Below are 20,584 nucleotides of genomic sequence, written 5' to 3'. Positions count from 1 at the left end.
ATGGTGGACGCAGGAGGATTCGAACCTCCGACCGCTCGGTTCGTAGCCGAGTACTCTATCCAGCTGAGCTATGCGTCCAGGGTGGTACTATTTAAAACAATCTAACAATTTACACTTTTTAAAGCGCGGTGTAAGTACTATCCAATTTAGATGGTGGACGCAGGAGGATTCGAACCTCCGACCGCTCGGTTCGTAGCCGAGTACTCTATCCAGCTGAGCTATGCGTCCATCTAAAAACTGGCGGAGAAAGAGGGATTCGAACCCTCGATAGAGTTTCCCCTATACACCCTTAGCAGGGGTGCGCCTTCAGCCACTCGGCCATTTCTCCGCTCTATGTTGCGGCGTGTATATTAATGTCTCAGGAAAATAAGTCAAACAATTTTTAGGGGCGAAAAGCGCGTTTGCCGACCTTTTAAGCAATTAAATCAATTCAGATCATAAAACGGACAGAAACAGTACAAATCATCAACAACACGCAGAAGTAACCTAAAGTTTAATCATCTTCGCCATACGCTGGGTTAGGTGAACCCTTCTCTGCCTGAATGCGCATATATATCTCTTCTCGATGCACCGATACTTCTTTAGGTGCATTTACACCAATGCGTACCTGATTACCTTTTACACCCAATACAGTAACAGTAACTTCGTCACCGATCATTAGCGTCTCACCAACACGACGAGTAAGAATTAGCATTCGTTTGCTCCTTATTCCTTTTATCCAGCATTACTCACGCCGGCATGCGCACTATAGCATTGTATCATAACTCAGCTGCTTAACGGATTAAAAGGCAGCTGTTTAAATAATTGACGCAGTTAACCGGCATTTTAACGTTTAATGGCAAAAGTAACGCAATTTACCTGTTCGTTTTGGTAAATATGTCGCATTACTTCACAGCTTAAACAACTATCGCTGCGTATTTACGCAGTAAAACGACACAGCGATCAATAAAACACAGCCGTTAACTAGGCTTTACTGTCGCTATAACACGTTTAACTGAGTTTTTCTTTGATCAGGTTTTTAGCTGCAACTATTGCTGCGGGCAAAGCAGCAATATCAGAGCCTCCGGCTTGAGCCATATCTGGCCGACCACCACCTTTACCACCTAATTGTTCTGCCACCCACCCGACTAACTGTCCTGCATGTACTTTGCCAGTTAAATCGGCGGTAACGCCAGCAATAAGGCTAATTTTGTCGTCGTTTACCGTCGCGAGAAAAATAACCCCTGAACTGAGTTTGTTTTTCAGCTCATCTAGCATGGTACGCAGTGCCTTAGGCTCAATTGCAGGCAGTTGGCTTACCAGCACTGTTGCGCCGCTAACTTGCTCGGCTTGCTCTAACAGCGACGCTCCCGCCTGGCTAGCTAGCTTATTTTTAAGCTGGTCAATCTCTTTTTCTAACTGTTTGCTGCGTTCAAGTGCCTGCTGTACTCGCTCGCCAATACTTAGCACATCGCCTTTTAACGCACTGGCAACCTGCTGCGCTTGTTGCTCCAGTTGCTGAATATGCAGTATTGCGCCAGTACCACTAACCGCTTCAATCCGGCGTACACCAGAGGCAATACCCGCTTCTGACACTATTTTAAATACACCAATATCACCAGTGCGGCTAACATGGGTACCACCGCATAGCTCAATAGAAAATTCGCCCATAGTCAGCACACGAACTTCGTCATCGTACTTTTCACCAAACAGTGCCATTGCACCGGCAGCTTTAGCCTGTTCTATTGGCATTAGTTGGGTTTGCAGCACATTGTTTTGCTGTATTTGCTGATTTACCAGCTGCTCAATAGTGCGAAGCTCTTCTGGTTTTACCGCTTCAAAGTGACTGAAGTCGAAGCGTAATCGCTCTGGGCCAACTAAAGAGCCTTTTTGGCTGACATGTTCGCCTAATACTTTTCTAAGAGCAGCATGCAATAAGTGTGTTGCTGAATGGTTTTGTTTAATTGCCGCGCGGCGTGCGCTATCAATTTGTGCATTTACCTTATCGCCAACGGTTATGGTGCCGCTGATATTAGCTTTATGGGCAAACGCTTTACCAAGTTTAATCGTATCCGTAACGTTAAGTACGCTACCGTTGGCTAAGGTTAATTTGCCACTATCACCCATTTGACCGCCTGACTCAGCATAAAATGGGGTTTTATCTAAAACAACTAATGCATGTTCAGCGTCAGTAAGGCTGTTAACCGGCTGGCCATCGTGCAAAATTTCTAATACTACGGCATTACCAAACTCATGCTGATAACCGGTAAACTCGGTATGCTGGTTTGAGCTAAGACTAGCGTTATAGTCGGCACCAAAGTTAGATGCCTGCTGCGCACGCTTACGCTGCTGCGCCATAGCCGCATCAAAACCGGCTTGATCAATAGTGTAATTACGCTCGCGCGCTACATCATTGGTTAAATCAACCGGAAATCCGTAGGTATCATAGAGCTTAAACACCAGTTCACCTGGCAACTCTGTGCCTTCTATCTCCGTTAACGCTTCTTCTAGGATAGCTAGGCCACGTTCTAGGGTTTTGCCAAACTGGTCTTCTTCAAGCTTTAGTATCTTTTCAATCACGGCCTGTTTTTCTGCAAGTTCTGGGTAAGCCTCACCCATTTGACTAACTAAGGCCGCAACTAATTTATAGAAAAACGCGCCTTTTGCGCCAAGTTTATTACCGTGACGTACTGCACGGCGCACAATACGGCGCAGCACATAACCACGGCCTTCATTAGATGGCTGTACACCGTCGACAATTAAAAATGAGCAGCTACGAATATGATCGGCTACTACACGCAATGATTTATCAGTTAAATCTTGTGCGCCCGTTGCTTCTGCGGCAGCGTTAATTAGTGCAACAAAAATATCAATTTCGTAATTGCTATGCACATTTTGTAAAATTGCCGCAATACGCTCTAAGCCCATTCCGGTGTCTACGCTTGGTTTTGGCAGTTGTTCCATCCGGCCATCGCTATGACGATTAAACTGCATAAACACGATGTTCCAAATTTCGATGTAACGATCACCGTCTTCTTCGGCTGAACCTGGTGGGCCGCCCCAAATATGCGCACCGTGATCATAAAAAATCTCAGTACAAGGGCCACAAGGCCCAGTGTCGCCCATCGCCCAGAAATTATCTGACGCATAGGGCGCGCCTTTGTTGTCACCAATACGGATAATACGCTCTGCTGGCACACCAACATCTTTTAGCCAAATGTTATAAGCCTCGTCATCGGTTTCATACACTGTGACCCACAGTTTCTCTTTAGGCAGTTTAACCACGCTGGTAAGAAACTCCCACGCATAGGCAATTGCTTCCTGCTTAAAGTAATCACCAAAGCTAAAGTTACCTAACATCTCAAAAAAAGTATGATGACGCGCGGTATAACCCACGTTTTCTAAATCGTTATGTTTACCGCCTGCGCGCACACAGCGCTGAGCTGACACGGCACGATTATAATTACGCTGGTCTTGGCCCAGGAATACATCTTTAAACTGCACCATGCCGGCATTAGTAAAGAGTAAGGTGGCATCGTTGCCTGGGATCAGCGAGCTGCTGGGCACGATTTGGTGCTGTTTACTGGCAAAATAATCTAAAAATGCGCGTCTAATACTGGCCGATGTCATAGTCATGGAAAAATCCTGTCCGTTGGGCTTTATTCTGTTTGATTAATAGCAAATTGAATTTGTTCATTGCTAAAACCACGGCGCTGCAAATAGGCCATACGTTTTAGCTTATCTTTATATTCTGTTACTTCGGTCTGGCCATACTTTTTTTTATATAGCTTAAGTGCCACATTAAACCAGTCGACATTAAGCTGTAAGGCGCACTGTTGTACTTGTTCACGGCTAATGTTTTGCAGACGGCACTCTTGCACAATGTAGTTCAGGCCATAACCTTTGTTTACTCTGCTACGCACTAGCATTTCGATAAAACGCTGCTGGCTTAAATAATTTTCGGCTTTACACCACTCAATAACTTGAGCAATATCAGCGCGTTCGCCACCTTGTCGCGCTAAGCGCTGGCTAAGTTGTGCTTCGCTATAATCGCGACGGCTTAACCAATTTAGTGCCATGCGTTTAAGGTCTGTAATCCCTACGTCTGCCAAGGTTATACTTCCAGCACCGCATCATCTGTGGTTTTAACTTGCAGAGCAAAAAACTCATTAAAGGACAAAAAGAAGGCGATATTTAGTACCGGTGCAACCAATAATAAGCCAATAAAGAACGTTGGCATGGTAAGCATAATTAACACCAGACTCAATAGCCCGTATAGTGCCAACGGCGTAGTATTACGCCAACAAGCAACAAAACTGGCTTGCATAATAGCCAATAAACGCTGTTCTTTTAAAAAATACGCTATAGCGACGGCATAGGCAAAAACCATCCAAGCTAATATCGAACTTATAGCCAAGATGATGACCAGTGATATATCAACACTGTGTTGCTGATACTGTTTCACTAATTCCATAGCTAAGCTGCTTAGCGGAATTGATACCAACAGATTTAACCCAGCTAAACGAATAAAGGTAGCGCGACAGCTAAGGTCTTTTAACGGCGTAAATAAATCGGTGTAGCTAATGCTTTGCTTTTGCTGCAGTGCTACTACACACTTGTATACACCTGCGGTTAAAAATGGGCTAAGCAAAATACCGATAACAGCAGCAATGGGATGCAGCTGGCTGACTAAACCGATTACACCTAAAGTAATAAACATTAACACCCAGGTTTGTGGCGCCAGCATAAAAATAGCCCAGGCTTGCTTTAACCATCCCAAGGCAGCTAACGCGGGCGCACGGCGTATAATCAATTTTATTCGAAACGGCTTTTCCACAGAATCTCCATAGGCTTTGGTATTTATTTAGCATATTAGTGCAGCAGCTTATAATACTGTAAATCGGTAGAAATTAAGAGTAATGAATTGAAAACCGCCAATTACTGGCGGTTAAATTAACGCGCAGAATGCAGTTCTTTAAGAATTCTTTTGCCGATGTCGGTTTGTTGTAGTTGCCAAATAATAAATCGGCTGTCAACGTGCACTGAGCGACTAAGTTCAGGATCATAATACCAATCCGCTAATAGATTCTCTTGCACGCCAGCAAACATAACGCCCACTAGTTCACCATTAGCATTAAAAGTTGGTGCGCTACCATAACCACTGCAGCTATCAATGTTGCTAAGAAAGTTTACAGGTATATCGGCTACACGCACTGCTATATCTGACGTTGCCACAACGCTTTTGTTATTGTCTTGAGTTTTTAACAAACCCTTTAACCGACTAAATGGCTGGTACCAAACGGCATCCATTGGCTGGTAGCCACTTACCTTACCAACACTAAAACGTAAACTACCATTAGTTTCGGCGTAGGTTGCTTGTCCTTTAGCATCATTATAGGCGAGTAATATTTCCATCACTGCGGCTCTAACGCTCGCCATTTCTACTTGTAACTGCTCGCGCTCATTTTTAAGCTGTATCGCGGTATCATGAATAGCTACGGCAAAACTTAACAACGGGTCGTTACTTTGCTGAAACTGCTCGACGCTTCGGCCCAACCAAGCTTCACGCTGGTTTGCATCGGTTAAGCTGGTGCCGCGATACATTGCAGAAAGTTTATGCCGTACTATTTCGCGGTTAAAACCATCACTCAACGCAAAATACTGATCTAAAGCAGGTAGGCGTTGTGCTTTGGGCAACTGTGCATATTGACCAAGAAAATGTAGCGCTAGCTCCATATCTACTCTGGCATCGAATTGGTTATCTATGTTGTTTAATTGCTGTCGCAATAACTTTAGTTGTTGTCGCCCCGGCTGCAATGCTTGCTTGTATAGTTGAACCGCTAACGCCGGTAGCTGCGCGTATTTTAAGTAATTTAATACCAGATCACGCCGCGCAGCTGCTTGCTGTTTAGTGAGTAATAACTGTAACTTTTCTAGCACTGGAGCATAGAGTTGTTGGCGAACTGGACTACTGCTTATCCAATTAAACACCTCTTGCTGTCGCTGCTGCTTAACAGGTAATAACGAACTGCGTTGATAGTGTTTTAATAAACCTTGTATTTGCACTAGATTTTGTTTGAATTCACTCTGCATTGCATGGTACTGCTTCGCTCTGTCGCTACCTTCAGGCGCTAACTGCTCAATTACCGCGCTAGACTGTTGTAAATATACCAGAGCATCGGGCAGTAACTCTTCAAAGTTAAATTGCACCTCAGCGGCGCTGGCATAGCGCTGACTATGCAGTGAAAAACTTGGTGACAACACCAGCTCGTCCTCTTTCACACCTTGTGTCGACAACCGGATAAAATCCGATTTATAAGCTACGTTTTCTTGCGAATAGCTGGCGCTTTGCTGTTTATTGCCGACATAGGCACGCAGCAGCACGTAATCTGCGCCGTAGCGTGGCCAGTTTTGCTCGCTAATAGTCGGAGCGGTTATCGCGGGGTGATACACTAAACGAATATCAGTCAGTACCTTATACTTGTGCAAATAATATTCTAAGCCATTGTGTAAGCTTACCAACTCACAATGCAGTGCTGACTGCTGGGCGCAGTTAGTTAATAACTCTACTTTTAATTGCTGAAATTTAATATTGCGTGCTTGTACCGAGCTTTCGGTATTGAGCTGGCGGTTAATCGCGACGGTTACATCTTGGCTTTGCTGTAATAAATGCAGTTGAAGATTGGGGATCGGCTGTTCTACATCATTGCTCGAAATTAACTTAGTACCCGTCGGCGCATTTAAATAAGCCGCTACACAGTGATAGCTTGTGAGTAACAAACCAGTTTTTGACACAAAGGCGGTGCTGCAATTGTCTATCCGCCCCGTCACCGCTTGTAAATGCTGCAATGATAAGCTGTGCGGCAAGCTGATATTTAAACCATTTAACTCGCTGCTGTTGGCTTCCAGCTGTCGCGGCAGCCAGAACCCCTCTTCAGCACTAACAACTGTGCAATAGAGTGAAAGGCTTAGCAGCGCAAGGCTTACTATATTTTTCATAACAAAGAATTGGTTACTCATGACGCGCAGACGCTATCATATTCTGCATAAGGCTTTAGTGTGCTTGCGGTAAAACGCCAAAATTTGCGGTAACTGTGCTATAGCGGTGAACATATGTCGACATTACTTTAGCGGCTGACTAAACTACAACCGGCTATTTATTGAAGCAACCTATAATAACATTACCAATAGCACGATGGATGATTGGCAAGGGATGAGCATAGTATCAATGAGAACCTACATTATTAAGTTATGCTTTGCACTTGCTTTGCTAATAAGTTGGCACTCACTAGCATTACAACAGCATGGCACACCACTACTTAGCAACTTCAAACCCAAAGATTATAACGGCGGCACGCAAAACTGGGCATTGATCCAAGACCAGCGTGGTGTTATTTACGTTGGCAATAACGTGGGTATATTAGAATACGACGGCGCTAGCTGGCGTATGATCCCAACCAGCAACAAAGCGGTGGTAAGATCCTTAGCATTAGCTAATAACGGCAGAATATATGTTGGCGCCAAAGGTGAACTAGGTTATCTCGATATAGATCCGGTTTCTGGCACACATTATATTTCCTTACTAGAGCGCATCCCGCCAGATTACCGTAACTTTCAAGATATACGACAAACCTTTACCACCGACGAAGGCGTGTATTTTGTTAGTCGAAATTATATCTTCTATATCACGCCAGACAAAGTTGAGGTGTGGACTAGCAACAGTGCCTTTCTCAAAGCTTTTTATCTACAGCAGCGCCTTATTGTACGCGAAGCAGGCACGGGCTTACTGCAATTGCATAATGGTGAATTTAGCCCAGTACCAGGTGCAGACCTCTTGGCTAACATAACAATATCTATGCTTGAAGTTTATAATCAACACACGTTGCTGGTCGGCAGTCGTAATGGTGAATTATTCTTACTAGACAACAACGGCAGTAAACGCTGGCATACCGATATTGACGACACATTAGCGCACGCATCACTTTATACCGGTATACGCTTAAAAAATGGTGACTTTGCCCTTGGTACCTCTGAAGCCGGTTTATACATTTTAACGCCAGAGGGTAAATTAAAAAGTCATATCACCAGCGAGCTTGGCTTGGTTGATCAAAATATTCGTGCGTTATATCAGGATCACCAACAAGGTTTATGGTTGGCATTAGATCACGGCTTAAGCAGAGTTGACCTAGCCTCAGCCATATCCTACTACAATAACGCTAGCGGTTTACAAGGTAATGTGCTGGCACTACATCATCATCAAGGCAGTTTATACGCTGGCACTAGCCTTGGTTTATTTCGCAAAAATGAACAAAATCGTTTTGAAATCTTTAGCAAATTGTCAAAGCAAACCTGGGACTTTATTAGCTTTGAGCAACAGCTGCTGATTGCGAACAGTAATGGTGTTTATGCACTAAACCAGCAACAACTTAATTTAGCGCGAGCATCAAACCAAGCCAGTAAAGTGTTGTACCAATCAAAATTAAACCCGCAACGGGTATTTATAGGCCTACAAGATGGCCTAGCAAGCATGCGCTTTGAACAGGGAAACTGGGTCGATGAAGGTTTAGTACCCGGTGCTAGTGGTAATTTAAACAGCATACTAGAGACAGAAGACGGCGAACTCTGGCTAGGTACACTTGCAGACGGCGTACTAAAAATAAACTTACCGCAAGACTGGCAAGGCGGCAACGCTGTGCCATTACCAGTAAAAAAATTCGGTAAAAATAATGGTCTACCTAGTAAAAACCGTAACTCTGTACATTGGTATAACAACGAGCTACTTATTGCTACTGTTGCCGGTTTTTATCGGTTTGATAATACCGCACAAAAATTTAGCTTAGATAATCAGCTTGCCGCCGCCTTTCGTGGCTCGCAGCCTTGGGTGCGTTATCCGCAACCAGATCAAGATAATAACTTATGGCTACTAACCTGGGACAACGATACCGGCCGCCGACAAGCCGGTGTGTTATTTGCGGATAGTAGCGGCTTATACCGTTGGCAGGCGTCAGGACTTAAGCCATTAGAAGATATTCCACTAGACCGACTACTCATTGACGAGCAAAACGTAATTTGGTTTGGCGGTGCGGAAGGTGTATTTCGTTTTTCATTAAATGAACATCATGACTTACCGCCTAAGCCTCCTTTACTTCGCCAGTTACGCTCTATAGACGGTGCAGCATTATACTCCGGCGGTGCTATACCAGAGCAATTACAGCTTAACGCTGACAACAATAGCCTAAGGTTTGAATATGCTAGCCCTAATTTCAGCCATCTGTTTCAGCCACAGTTTCAAGTAAAGCTACGAGGCCATGATGATAACTGGTCAGGTTGGAGTAACGAGTTGTACCGCGATTACACTAATCTTGCTGGCGGTGAATATCAATTTATGGTGCGCAGTCGCGATCATCAAGGTAATTTGCAGCTATCAGGCCAGCTAAATGTGCATATCGCCTCACCCTGGTATCTCAGTACCTCGGCACTCATTATCTATGTATTGTTTACGCTAATGTTACTTTACCTACTATTCAAATGGCGCATTCACCATTTACTAAAAGAAAAACAGCAACTAACGGCATTAGTAGAAGAACGCACAGCGCATTTACAACACGCCATGACACAGTATAAACACGCAAAACAAAGTGCCGAAAGCGCGACGCAAGCCAAAGGTGAATTTTTGGCAAATATGAGCCACGAGCTACGTACACCATTAAATGCTGTATTAGGTTTTTCTGAACTGGCGCAACAAAGTGACGACTTAGCCACTCAGAAAAACTACCTAGGTAAAATTATCGCTTCAGGAAAAATATTATTAAGCATTATTAACGACATACTCGATTTCTCAAAAATTGATGCGGGCAAACTAATACTAGAAGAAGTGCCATTTAATTTACGTGATACGCTAACACAGGTAACCGAGATGTTTAGCGCTCAACTGGCACAAAAGCCACTGACGTTTACTTTGGCCGTAGCAGAAAATATACCGCAGCTACTGATCGGCGATGCGCTTAGGTTGTCGCAGGTATTAATTAATTTATTAAGTAACGCAATTAAATTTACCGAGCAAGGTGAAATCCAGCTAAGCATAAAAGCGAAGCACTCTGCTGCAGGCTGGCAGCTGGATTTTGCGGTTAGTGACACCGGCATTGGTATTACTGACACTCAACAACAACTGCTATTTACAGCGTTTAATCAAGCCGACAGCTCTATTAGCAGAAAATACGGCGGTACCGGGCTTGGCCTAACCATTTGTCAGCGACTTATTTCATTAATGGGCGGCAAGCTGCAGGTTAACAGCACGCCGTTAAAAGGCAGTACTTTTAGCTTTAGCTTACTATTTGAACCGGCAACTGAAGACCAAACTGCAGTAATAGCAGAAGAAAAACCTTTAACCATAGCTACTGCAGCTAAACACACTATTTTGCTGGTAGAAGACAATTACTTTAACCAAGCACTGGCACAAATTATTCTACAAAAACTGGGCTATCAAGTACTAACCGCAACATCAGGCGAGCAGGCATTAAAATACCTTGAACAGCATCAGGTTTCACTTATTTTAATGGATATTGAAATGCCGGGTATTAATGGTTACGACACCACCAAGCAGCTACGACAAACAGCAAGGTTTAGTACCATACCGGTAATAGCAATGACGGCGCACGGTTCTGACACCACTGAATTTAGCGCTAAACAAGCCGGTATGAATGATCTATTACTTAAGCCTATAGAAGCAAATGCACTAGCCGAAATAATAGCGAAATGGCTAAGCTAAGCTTAATTTAAGGATAGCTAAGGTCCAATAATTCAGCACAGCAGTAACGATTCGGTAAGTGTTGGTTTAGCTCGGTAAAATAACGTAGTTGTAGTTGCTTATACCAATTGTCTAACATCACGCTAAGCAGCGCTTTATCAAAAGCTCTTTGCAAAGCGACATCACGAAAAGCCGCACGATATAAGGTTGAGCTAAATAACTCATGTACTACGGTTTGCGTTTGCATAGCGCTGTTTTTCTGATGATAGGTAAAAATGTTACGATCCAGCACTATGCTTTGCACCCGCCCATATAACAGCATTTCAACTTGTGCTTTTTGATCAACAGTTTCTTGATAGCCCGATTTAGTCGCAACTAAATCATAAAAATCTGCGCCCAGTGTTTTGCCGGCACCTTGAAATGCAAGAACACTGCGCTGTGATAAGTCGGCAGGATGCTGAATGGTAAAATCATCGTTGCGGCGGCTAACTACCACATTTTGATAGCGCACATACGGTTGAGAGAAAAACAACTCAGCGTCAATATCATCGTTTGGTTGTAAGGACGCTATATCACCGTTACCACTTTCTAATAACAAGCGGATACGCGCATTTGGCACAAAAATAAACACCGCTTCATGGCCCATTCGGCGTACTATTTCCGCCAGTAAATCTAGCGCATAGCCGCTCTGTGTTTCCAACTCAATATATGGCGGTTTATTCTGACCTACCAACACATTCAACGGCGCAGCAAATAGCCTGTTGTCACTTATTAAGATAAGAACAAATGCTAACCATTTACTCATCTAGTAACCTCAATAGACTTTTCTTTAGTGTAGTCGGTTTTGAGAAACCGCAAACAAGTATTGCAAGTTATTTGCCTAAACTTCAATAACTAAGCACTAAATAGTAGCTATTGCTTAACGTAAATTTGGCCCTAACCAGCTTTGAGCTTGTTCTAGCGTCCAGCCCTTTTTCGCGGCATATTCGGTTAGCTGATCATCGCCAATTTTACTTACCGCAAAATATTTGGCATCTGGGTGAGCAAGGTACCAACCACTTACCGCCGCACCAGGCCACATGGCATAGCTTTCGGTTAGCTGCATACCAATTTGCGCCTCAACATCAAGTAACTGCCACAAGGTGCCTTTTTCTGTATGTTCAGGGCATGCAGGGTAACCCGGTGCTGGGCGAGTTCCTTGGTACAATTCGCGAATAAGCTGCTCATTATCTAGCGTTTCATCCGCAGCATAGCCCCAATATTCGCGTCGTACTTTTAAGTGTAGATATTCTGCCAAGGCTTCAGCTAATCGATCAGCTAGCGCCTTAACCATAATACTATTGTAATCATCATGTTCGGCGGCAAACTTTGCGGCTAATTCATCGGCACCAAAACCGGTGCTTACCGCAAAGGCGCCAATGTAATCGTTAACACCACTGTCTATCGGTGCAATAAAATCGGCTAAGCTGCAATTAGCGGCATTATTGCGCAGTTGTAGTTGTTGGCGCAGATTATAAAGCCGTGCTCGTTCAGTGCTTCGGGTTTCGTCGGTATAAATAACGATATCATCACCGTCACTATTTGCCGGAAACAAACCAAAAATAGCTTTACCGCTAATATGGCCATCGTTAATCATACTATCTAAAATAGCGTTAGCATCATTAAAAACCCGCCGTGCTTCCATACCAACTTCAGCATGATTTAATATGCTTGGGTACTTGCCCGATAATTGCCAGGTGATAAAAAATGGTGTCCAGTCAATATAGTCACGTAACAGGTTTAAATTAATATCTTGCCATAGCTGAACACCCAGTTGCTTTGGTGCAGGTGCAACCTTGGTTAAATCTAGCTGAAACCGGTTAGCTCTGGCTTCAGCCAACGTTAACAACTTTTCGCCGGGTCGGCTGCGCGCGTGTTGCTCACGTACTATTTCATATTCGTGTTTTATTCGGCTTAAATACTCAGCTTTGTTGTTACCAATAAGCGACTGCACCACAGATACACTGCGTGAAGCATTAGATACGTACACTACGCCGTGCTGATAATTAGGCTCAACTTTAACCGCAGTATGCGCTTTTGATGTGGTAGCACCGCCAATCAATAACGGCACGGTATAACCTAAGCGGGTCATCTCTTTGGCAACATGCACCATTTCTTCTAACGATGGCGTAATTAGCCCAGATAAACCGACGATATCGACGTTTTGTTCTTTGGCTACACGCAGCAACTCGGCACAAGGCACCATAACGCCCAGATCTATCACCTCAAAATTATTACACTGCAGCACAACACCAACAATGTTCTTACCGATATCGTGTACATCTCCTTTTACTGTCGCCAGCAGCACTTTAGCTTGCGCCCTACCGCCTTCTTTTTCCTGTTCAATGTAAGGCTGTAAATAGGCGACCGCCTTTTTCATGACTCGGGCTGACTTTACCACCTGCGGTAAAAACATTTTACCCTCACCAAACAGGTCGCCAACCACGTTCATGCCGTCCATTAACGGACCTTCAATAACGTGCAGAGGCTTTTGTGCTTGTTGTCGCGCGTCTTCAGTATCTATTTCAATAAAATCGGTAATACCTTTAACTAAGGCATATTCTAAGCGCTTATTTACCGGGAAACTGCGCCACGCATCATCGGTTTTTTCTGCTACGCTGCCATCACCTTTAAACTGTGCTGCTATTTCTAGCAACCGTTCGGTGGCATCGTCGCGGCGGTTTAAAATAACATCTTCAACCCGCTGTTTTAATAGTGGTGGAATATCATCATATACCGTCAGCTGGCCAGCATTAACAATGCCCATATCCATGCCAGCAGCAATGGCATGATATAAAAACACCGAATGAATAGCTTCGCGTACCGCATCATTACCACGAAATGAAAACGATACGTTAGACACTCCACCTGATATCTTGGCGTGCGGGCATAAGCGTTTAATTTCACGAGTTGCCTCAATAAAATCAACAGCATAATTATTGTGCTCTTCAATACCCGTTGCTACGGCAAAAATATTCGGGTCAAAAATAATATCTTGCGGCGGAAAACCTATTTGTTCAGTAAGAATGCGATACGCACGCTGACAAATTGCAACTTTACGTGCTTTAGTATCAGCTTGGCCCTTTTCGTCAAAAGCCATAACAACAACCGCAGCGCCATAACGTCGTAGCAAGCGGGCTTGATATAGAAATAACGCTTCACCTTCTTTTAGCGAAATAGAGTTAACAACGGCTTTGCCCTGAATGCATTTTAGCGCAGCTTCTATTACTTCCCACTTTGACGAGTCGACCATAATAGGTACGCGAGAAATATCGGGCTCTGATGCCAGCAATTGCAAATAGCGCACCATCGCGGCTTTGCTGTCTAGCATTGCCTCGTCCATATTAATATCAATAATTTGTGCGCCGCTTTCTACTTGCTGCCGTGCAACATCTAGCGCAGCTTCAAAGTTGCCAGCTAAAATCAGTTTTTTAAATTTGGCCGAGCCGGTAACGTTAGTGCGTTCACCAATGTTAATAAATCGTGCTTGCTGCTGCATTACCACTCCACCGAAAAGGCTTCAAGCCCGGCTAAATTAAAACTATGGCTTACCGCTTTAGGTTGCCTAGGCGCCAAATGCTTTACTGCAGTATAAAGTGCCTTAATATGTTCGGGCGTGGTGCCACAGCAACCGCCAACAATGTTAACAAAACCTTGCTCGGCCCAATCGGCAATTTCGCGCGCCATCTCAACCGTGCCGAGATCGTACTCACCAAATTCATTAGGCAAACCCGCATTAGGGTGCACCGATACATAGGCCTCAGCTATGTTTGCAAGTGTTTCAACGTAAGGCCGAAGTAAATCCGGCCCTAGCGCGCAGTTAAGGCCAAAACATACCGGCTCAACATGCGCCAGCGAGTGATAAAACGCTTCTGTAGTTTGCCCTGATAAGGTGCGGCCAGAAGCGTCAGTAATGGTGCCAGAAATCATTACTGGTAATTTATAACCTAGTTCATCAAACACCTTTAGTACGGCAAAAGCGGCAGCTTTGGCATTTAAGGTATCAAAAATGGTTTCTAACATAATAATGTCGGCACCACCGGCAATTAGGGCATGAGTGGCTTCAGTGTAGGCGTCAACTAATTGGTCAAAGCTAATATTACGAAACCCCGGATCATTTACCTTTGGCGAAATAGACGCGGTGCGGTTAGTTGGCCCTAGCACGCCGGCAACAAAGCGTGGTTTATCTGGTTGTTGCGCGGTAATTTCATCACAAACTTTACGCGCTAATGCGGCAGCTTCGTGGTTAATACGCGCCGCTAGCCGTTCCATTTGATAATCGGCCATGGCAATGCTGGTAGAGTTAAAGGTATTGGTTTCGATAATATCTGCGCCAGCTAATAGGTATTGCCGATGAATATCAGTAATTAACTCTGGCTGCGATAGCACTAATAAATCGTTATTACCCCTAACATCGCAGGGCCAATTGGCAAATTCTTCACCACGAAATGCGGCTTCATCTAAACAATGTTGCTGGATCATCGTACCCATAGCACCGTCGAGAATTAAAATACGCTCAGCCAGCAACTGGCGAAATTGATTTGGCGTTAATCGTGCTGTCATAAAATACTCGATACGTTAAGCCGTTTGGCCAATTTGTTGTAAATCAAAGGGCGTGGCTTGGTACACATAATAATTAAGCCAATTACTAAATAATAAAAAAGCATGGCTTTGCCATAACTTAACAGGCCCCTGCGCAGGATCGTTATTGCGATAATAATTTTCGGGAAATTTTGGTGCGGCACCTGAGGCAAGATCACGCTGATATTCATCAGCCAAACTGGTTAAATCGTATTCGGGATGCCCGGTGACAAATACTCGGCTACCGCTACTGTTTTGCAATAAATACGCACCGGTAACATCAGCTTCGGCCAAAATATGTAGGTCATCATGCTGCTGATACTTTTGCTTGGGTACCTGAGCATAACGTGAATGCGGCACTAAAAACTCGTCATCAAAACCACGTACTAGTGGATTTAATGGTTGGGTAACCTGTTGCCAATATACACCTGATAATTTGTCACCGCGTATTTCTCGTTGCAAACCATAATATTGATATAACGCAGCATGCGCAGCCCAACACAAAAACAGCGTTGAAGTTACATGTTGATCAGCCCAGCGTAATATATCGCCAAACTGCTGCCAATACGTAACATCTTCATAATCAACTAAGCCTAACGGTGCGCCAGTAATAATTAAGCCATCGTAGTTTTGCTGTTGCACTTCAGAGAAGTAGCGATAAAAGCAGTTTAAATGATTCGATGGGGTATTTTTACTCACGTGGTCATCAATACGTAATAGATCGATATCAACCTGCAGCGGGCTATTTGCTAGCAAACGTAGTAGTTGAATTTCAGTAGCTATTTTATTTGGCATTAGGTTTAAAATGGCAATTTTTAGCGGACGAATATCCTGTGTTTGTGCTCTACTTTCGGTCATTACAAACACATTTTCTGCCAGCAATGCCTCTACTGCGGGTAATTGGTCGATTACTTTAATAGGCATGGCGCAACTCGGTTAGGCTTTAATAGCGTTACTTTGCGCAAAATAACAGAAAATGTCAACATCTAAACGTTTAGACGTCCAAAATAAGATTGTGTTTTCCTCCTGAATTGGTATTTAGGCTAAACGTGCAATAAAAAAGCTAGGCAGAACCTAGCTTAATATAACTAATTAAAACAAGATTATTCAGATTTTAACGCAGCTGCGCCGCCTTGCTGATTTTGCAACAGCATACTTTCTACTGCGCTAATAAAATCTTTATCATCAGGTTTAGTCCGGCTGCCAAAGTGCACTACACTTTGCTCGTCAGCACTGACTAAATATTTATTGAAATTCCAGCTTGGTGTTTCACCGGTTTTAGCAATTAACGCTTTAAAAATCGGGTTAGCATCATTGCCTTTAACTTTTGAACTGGCAAACATTGGAAATTTTACGCCGTAGGTTAAATAACATACCTCAGCCGTTTTTTCCGCATCGTCATATTCTTGTTTAAAACTATCTGACGGAAAGCCTAATACCACTAATCCTTGATCTTTATATTTTTCATACAAGGCTTCTAACGCATCAAACTGTGGGGTAAAGCCACATTTGCTAGCCGTATTGACTACTAGCAAGGTTTTACCTTTAAAGGTATCACACAGATCAACACTTTCACGGGTGTTAAGTTGTTGCATTGAGTGGCCAAGAATATCACCACACTGATTTGCCATTGCCGGCGCAGCTAACATGGCAGCGGTCAAAGCTACGGCACTTAATAATGTTTTCATTGTTATCTCCGGTAAAGCTAAATGTTTAGCTGCTAATGCATGTCATAGCAGGATAAGTTGTACGTATACAGAACCTAAACCGATCTCTGGTTAACGCTAGACTAAAAACGATAACGCAATTTAAATCGAACAGTACGCGGCTCCATTGGGTGTGAATGCCGATCTTCAACACCGGCTTGATCTTCGCCAGGTAAACGTGATGCATAAAAGTAGTCAATATCGCTGTCTTTACTATCAAGCATATTTAATAACTCTAACGCCAATTGCCATTGTTGAAATTGATAATTATAACCGGCGTTAACAACAGTACTAGCACCAGAGCGCTGCAGGTTAAAACTATCAAGCGTGCGCTTACCAAAGTGGCGTAAGCGTAAACTAACTTGCCAAGGGCTATCGGCTTTGTAAATTAGCCCCATGCTTAACACTACTGGCAGCGCACCATCAATATAGTTACCTTCATCCGGGCTTTGTTCGGTAAAACGTGAGTGCGTTATGGCAAGCTCTGTATCAATACTCCAGTTATTACTAAACCAGTAATAAGCGGCAAGTTCAATACCATAGCGCTTTGACGCTCGGCTAGGTTCATTATTGCCGGCATCGCCAACATATAATAGCTCAGAATCTACCTGTAACTGCCATAACGCTAGTGACGCATTAAAAGCACTGTAGTCGAAAAAACGCAGGCCTAACTCGGCACCGTTACTGCGTACCAGTAAATCAACCGGTGCGATATCGTCTAGGGTTACGGGATCAAGTGTTGCGGTCGCGCCACGCGCATCGTTAGAATGAAAGCCTTGCCCAGCGTTTAAATATAACTGCCAATTAGGTAAAAACTGATAGCTCAACCCAGCTTTAATTGACACGATACCATCAGATGCCGAGCCGCTGTTTTCCGCTAAATTACTCTCAACATCAACGTTAAAATAGTCATAGCGCAAGCCTAAGTGCGCGTTCCAATCGCTATTTAGCTGTAAGCTAGTTTGGCTAAACAATGCCGCCGAACCTTGTTGCACGGCGTCGTTACGCACGGTATTTAAGCGAGCACGCTGTTTAGTGTTATACAGGCCTACCTCGCCGATATCATCAGCCCGTAATTGTAGCCCAACCACATGCTCGACAGCGAGCTCGCCTAATTGATGATGCCAATGATGGCTTAACTCACCGCCGTAGACCCAGCGCCGGTCTACCTGTTCAAACTGATCGCCATTTATCGGATCTTCAAGAAAATAGGTAAAATTAGACCATAAATCCATCTGTGCTTTTAGCGCATAAACATTCCACTGCCAAGCATCGCTATACCAACTTGCCGACACACTATAACGCGAACTGTCGCCACCTAAATCAGTATCTAGCGAACCAAACTCGTTAATTAAGCCTTGTTCTACAGCGCGTTGCGGGATCTGATCAGCGGAGTTCCAGTTATTGTCATACGCCATCAGCATTAGCGCTAACTGGCCAGAACCCAGCGCCTGGCTATAACGTGCTTGCAGGTTTAGCTTGTTTACATCTTCGCTAATGTCGCTCCATGGGCCATCATATTGCTGCAGTTCCGCCGCTAGCATTAGGTTACCCTTGCCCTGCTTACTACTGCCTTTAGCCAACAAGCGCTGATAGTTGTTCTGTCCCAGCGTTAATTCTACTTCTTTACTAGTACGGTTTTGCAGGCCAAATCGGGCTGAACCGGCAGCGGAAAAATCGCCACTGTTGGCGTGATAAGCACCTTTTTGATAATCAATTTGCGCTATAACTTCGGGAATAATAAAACTCAAATCTGTGTAGCCTTGGCCATGACCGTGGCTGCGCATATTCATTGGCATACCATCAATATAGGTTGCAAAATCAGTACCGTGGTCAAGGTTAAAACCACGTAAAAAATACTGGTTAGCCTTGCCACTACCGCTATGCTGGGTAACAACCATGCCGGGAATAAATTCCAGCACTTCACCTGTGCGTAATAAAGGACGATCCGCAATTTCGGTATTACCAATAACACCTTCAGATGCCGAGCTGGCTAAACCTAATAAATCGGTTTGCCGGCCCTTTATTGTTATTTGCTCTAACCTATGTGCTGATAACGGATCGGCTGTAACTAATGGCGCGAGCAGAAGCGGTAATATGCTAACAATGGTGCGGTAAGTAAATGCCTGTACTGTTTTTGCCACTGGGTTACCTATTATTCTGTTACCGTAAGTGCTAACTGCGGGTTATATAGACTGATAATACTACTAAATTTATCATAAAATTTATGTGTTTATAGTGCGGTTAGCTGCCGTATTGCGGCTAAAATACCACTAAGTACGATATAGCGTAGTACCAGCCTATTTTCTTCCATAAATGTTTACGCTTTAACCACTAACAAACTGCATTAACCTGTCATACTAAAACAAATTTAAGGTGTGTTTTTTTGGCTATCCGCTATTATCCGCTTCCTTTTTCTGGCGGCAGTTTTATGCTTAGCCAATGCTATTGATACAGAGAATATTATGCGTATTTGTTTTTTAATGTACCCGTGGGAAAAAGTTGATCCAGACGGCGATAGCACTATTCGTATGATCCACGAAGCAGTAAGTCGTGGGCATACGGTTGCTATAACCCACGCCACTAATTTAACCGTGCGCGACAGCATTGCCATGGCATTTTGCAAAGTGTTTGTTAAAGGGCAAAAAGTATCAAATAACATTGCCAGCTTTTATCGTAATGCTCAATTTAATCAACAAAAGCTGCCGCTAGCGGCCTTTGACGCTATTTTTATTCGGCTTAATCCGCCGCTTGATCCAATAGTGTTGAATTTTCTTGATTCAGTGCGTGAAGATACGTTTATTATGAATGACTTAGATGGCGTGCGTATTGCCAATAATAAGATGTATACCGCGTCACTACACGACCCTAACAATGAGTTTATACCGGTAACACACGTATCAAAAAATAAAGATTATTTGGCTCGTGTGCTGGCTGACTCACCTAACGACAAAATGATTTTAAAGCCGCTTAATGGCTACGGCGGTAAAGGTGTTATTTTATTAGAGAAATCAGCGGCACAAAGTGCACGCTCACTGCTCGATTTTTATATCGGTGATCAAGAGCGCGGCAATTACGTCATTTTACAAGAATACGTAGAAGGTGCCGAACTAGGTGACATTCGCATTTTAATGTTAAACGGTAAACCTATTGGTGCTATGCGCCGTATTCCTCCTGCAGATGACATGCGCTCTAACGTGCATGCTGGCGGCAGTGTCGTTAAGCACCAGCTTAGCGAAAAAGAAAAACGGCTATGCGCCCACATTGGCCCGAAGCTGGCACGAGACGGTTTATTTTTTGCTGGCATTGACGTTATCAACGGAAAACTAATTGAAGTTAACGTAATGAGCCCAGGCGGTATTGCACGAATTAATCGTTTAAATGGTGTGCGTTTACAAGAAAAAGTTATTGATTTTATTGAACAAGTAGTAGTTGGAAAAACACAACTGTCAGCGCGTAAACAGGTGTTTCGTCCACTACTTAGTGAAGCGGAAGCGCTTATTTGAAAAATTTTTATCGTGTTTAACAAAAT

Annotated in this window: 13 protein-coding genes and 3 tRNA genes; 2 read left to right on the top strand and 14 right to left on the bottom strand. The window is 43.7% G+C overall.

The features are described 5' to 3' along the window. Position 1: 1 nt before the first annotated feature. The 8 genes from MN199_RS11545 to MN199_RS11510 form a co-directional block, all read right to left on the bottom strand. Positions 2-78, bottom strand: a tRNA-Arg gene (locus MN199_RS11545). Between the two features lie 73 nt (positions 79-151). Then, positions 152-228, bottom strand: a tRNA-Arg gene (locus MN199_RS11540). 10 nt (positions 229-238) lie between these two features. Continuing rightward, positions 239-328, bottom strand: a tRNA-Ser gene (locus MN199_RS11535). 165 nt (positions 329-493) lie between these two features. Next, on the bottom strand, positions 494-694 hold the full coding sequence (gene csrA / locus MN199_RS11530; protein WP_132584696.1) for a carbon storage regulator CsrA: 201 nt from the start codon (positions 692-694) through the stop codon (positions 494-496). A gap of 296 nt (positions 695-990) precedes the next feature. Then, complete coding sequence (alaS, locus tag MN199_RS11525) at positions 991-3,609, bottom strand: alanine--tRNA ligase (RefSeq protein ID WP_418338093.1); 2,619 nt, start codon at positions 3,607-3,609, stop codon at positions 991-993. A gap of 29 nt (positions 3,610-3,638) precedes the next feature. Then, positions 3,639-4,058, bottom strand: a complete 420-nt coding sequence (locus MN199_RS11520) for a regulatory protein RecX (protein WP_335739507.1) — start codon at positions 4,056-4,058, stop codon at positions 3,639-3,641. 35 nt (positions 4,059-4,093) lie between these two features. After that, entirely contained in the window at positions 4,094-4,816 is a 723-nt protein-coding gene (locus tag MN199_RS11515; protein WP_243695502.1) for a DUF2189 domain-containing protein, read from the bottom strand. Positions 4,817-4,932: 116 nt separating this feature from the next. Next, a complete protein-coding gene (locus MN199_RS11510) occupies positions 4,933-6,999 on the bottom strand; it encodes a S46 family peptidase (protein WP_335739506.1) in 2,067 nt (688 codons plus the stop codon). A 208-nt stretch (positions 7,000-7,207) separates the two neighbouring features. On the opposite strand from MN199_RS11510, the gene MN199_RS11505 reads away from it, so the two are divergent. Beyond that, positions 7,208-10,747 (top strand): response regulator, encoded by a 3,540-nt coding sequence (locus MN199_RS11505; RefSeq protein WP_335739505.1) that lies wholly within the window; start codon positions 7,208-7,210, stop codon positions 10,745-10,747. A gap of 7 nt (positions 10,748-10,754) precedes the next feature. On the opposite strand, the gene MN199_RS11500 is transcribed toward MN199_RS11505, so the two are convergent. The 6 genes from MN199_RS11500 to MN199_RS11475 form a co-directional block, all read right to left on the bottom strand. Continuing rightward, positions 10,755-11,531, bottom strand: a complete 777-nt coding sequence (locus MN199_RS11500) for a substrate-binding periplasmic protein (RefSeq protein WP_335739504.1) — start codon at positions 11,529-11,531, stop codon at positions 10,755-10,757. Between the two features lie 114 nt (positions 11,532-11,645). After that, the gene (gene metH / locus MN199_RS11495; RefSeq protein WP_335739503.1) at positions 11,646-14,264 is read right to left on the bottom strand and encodes a methionine synthase; all 2,619 of its coding nucleotides are present in this window, start codon (positions 14,262-14,264) and stop codon (positions 11,646-11,648) included. Next, positions 14,264-15,328: a homocysteine S-methyltransferase family protein gene (locus MN199_RS11490; RefSeq protein ID WP_335739502.1), complete on the bottom strand. Its 1,065-nt coding sequence runs from the start codon at positions 15,326-15,328 to the stop codon at positions 14,264-14,266. The genes metH and MN199_RS11490 overlap by 1 nt, the downstream gene beginning before the upstream one ends. A gap of 15 nt (positions 15,329-15,343) precedes the next feature. After that, on the bottom strand, positions 15,344-16,270 hold the full coding sequence (gene metA, locus MN199_RS11485) for a homoserine O-acetyltransferase MetA (RefSeq protein ID WP_335739501.1): 927 nt from the start codon (positions 16,268-16,270) through the stop codon (positions 15,344-15,346). A gap of 179 nt (positions 16,271-16,449) precedes the next feature. Next, a complete protein-coding gene (locus MN199_RS11480) occupies positions 16,450-17,034 on the bottom strand; it encodes a glutathione peroxidase (RefSeq protein WP_132584716.1) in 585 nt (194 codons plus the stop codon). A gap of 101 nt (positions 17,035-17,135) precedes the next feature. After that, on the bottom strand, positions 17,136-19,196 hold the full coding sequence (locus MN199_RS11475; protein WP_335739500.1) for a TonB-dependent receptor: 2,061 nt from the start codon (positions 19,194-19,196) through the stop codon (positions 17,136-17,138). A gap of 321 nt (positions 19,197-19,517) precedes the next feature. Between MN199_RS11475 and MN199_RS11470 the strand changes: the two genes are divergently transcribed. Beyond that, the gene (locus MN199_RS11470) at positions 19,518-20,558 is read left to right on the top strand and encodes a glutathione synthetase (RefSeq protein ID WP_335739499.1); all 1,041 of its coding nucleotides are present in this window, start codon (positions 19,518-19,520) and stop codon (positions 20,556-20,558) included. Positions 20,559-20,584 lie beyond the last annotated feature (26 nt).

The sequence above is a fragment of the Rheinheimera metallidurans genome (assembly GCF_036983985.1).
Lineage (GTDB): Bacteria > Pseudomonadota > Gammaproteobacteria > Enterobacterales > Alteromonadaceae > Alishewanella > Alishewanella metallidurans.
This window is presented reverse-complemented; position numbering and strand designations above follow the sequence as displayed.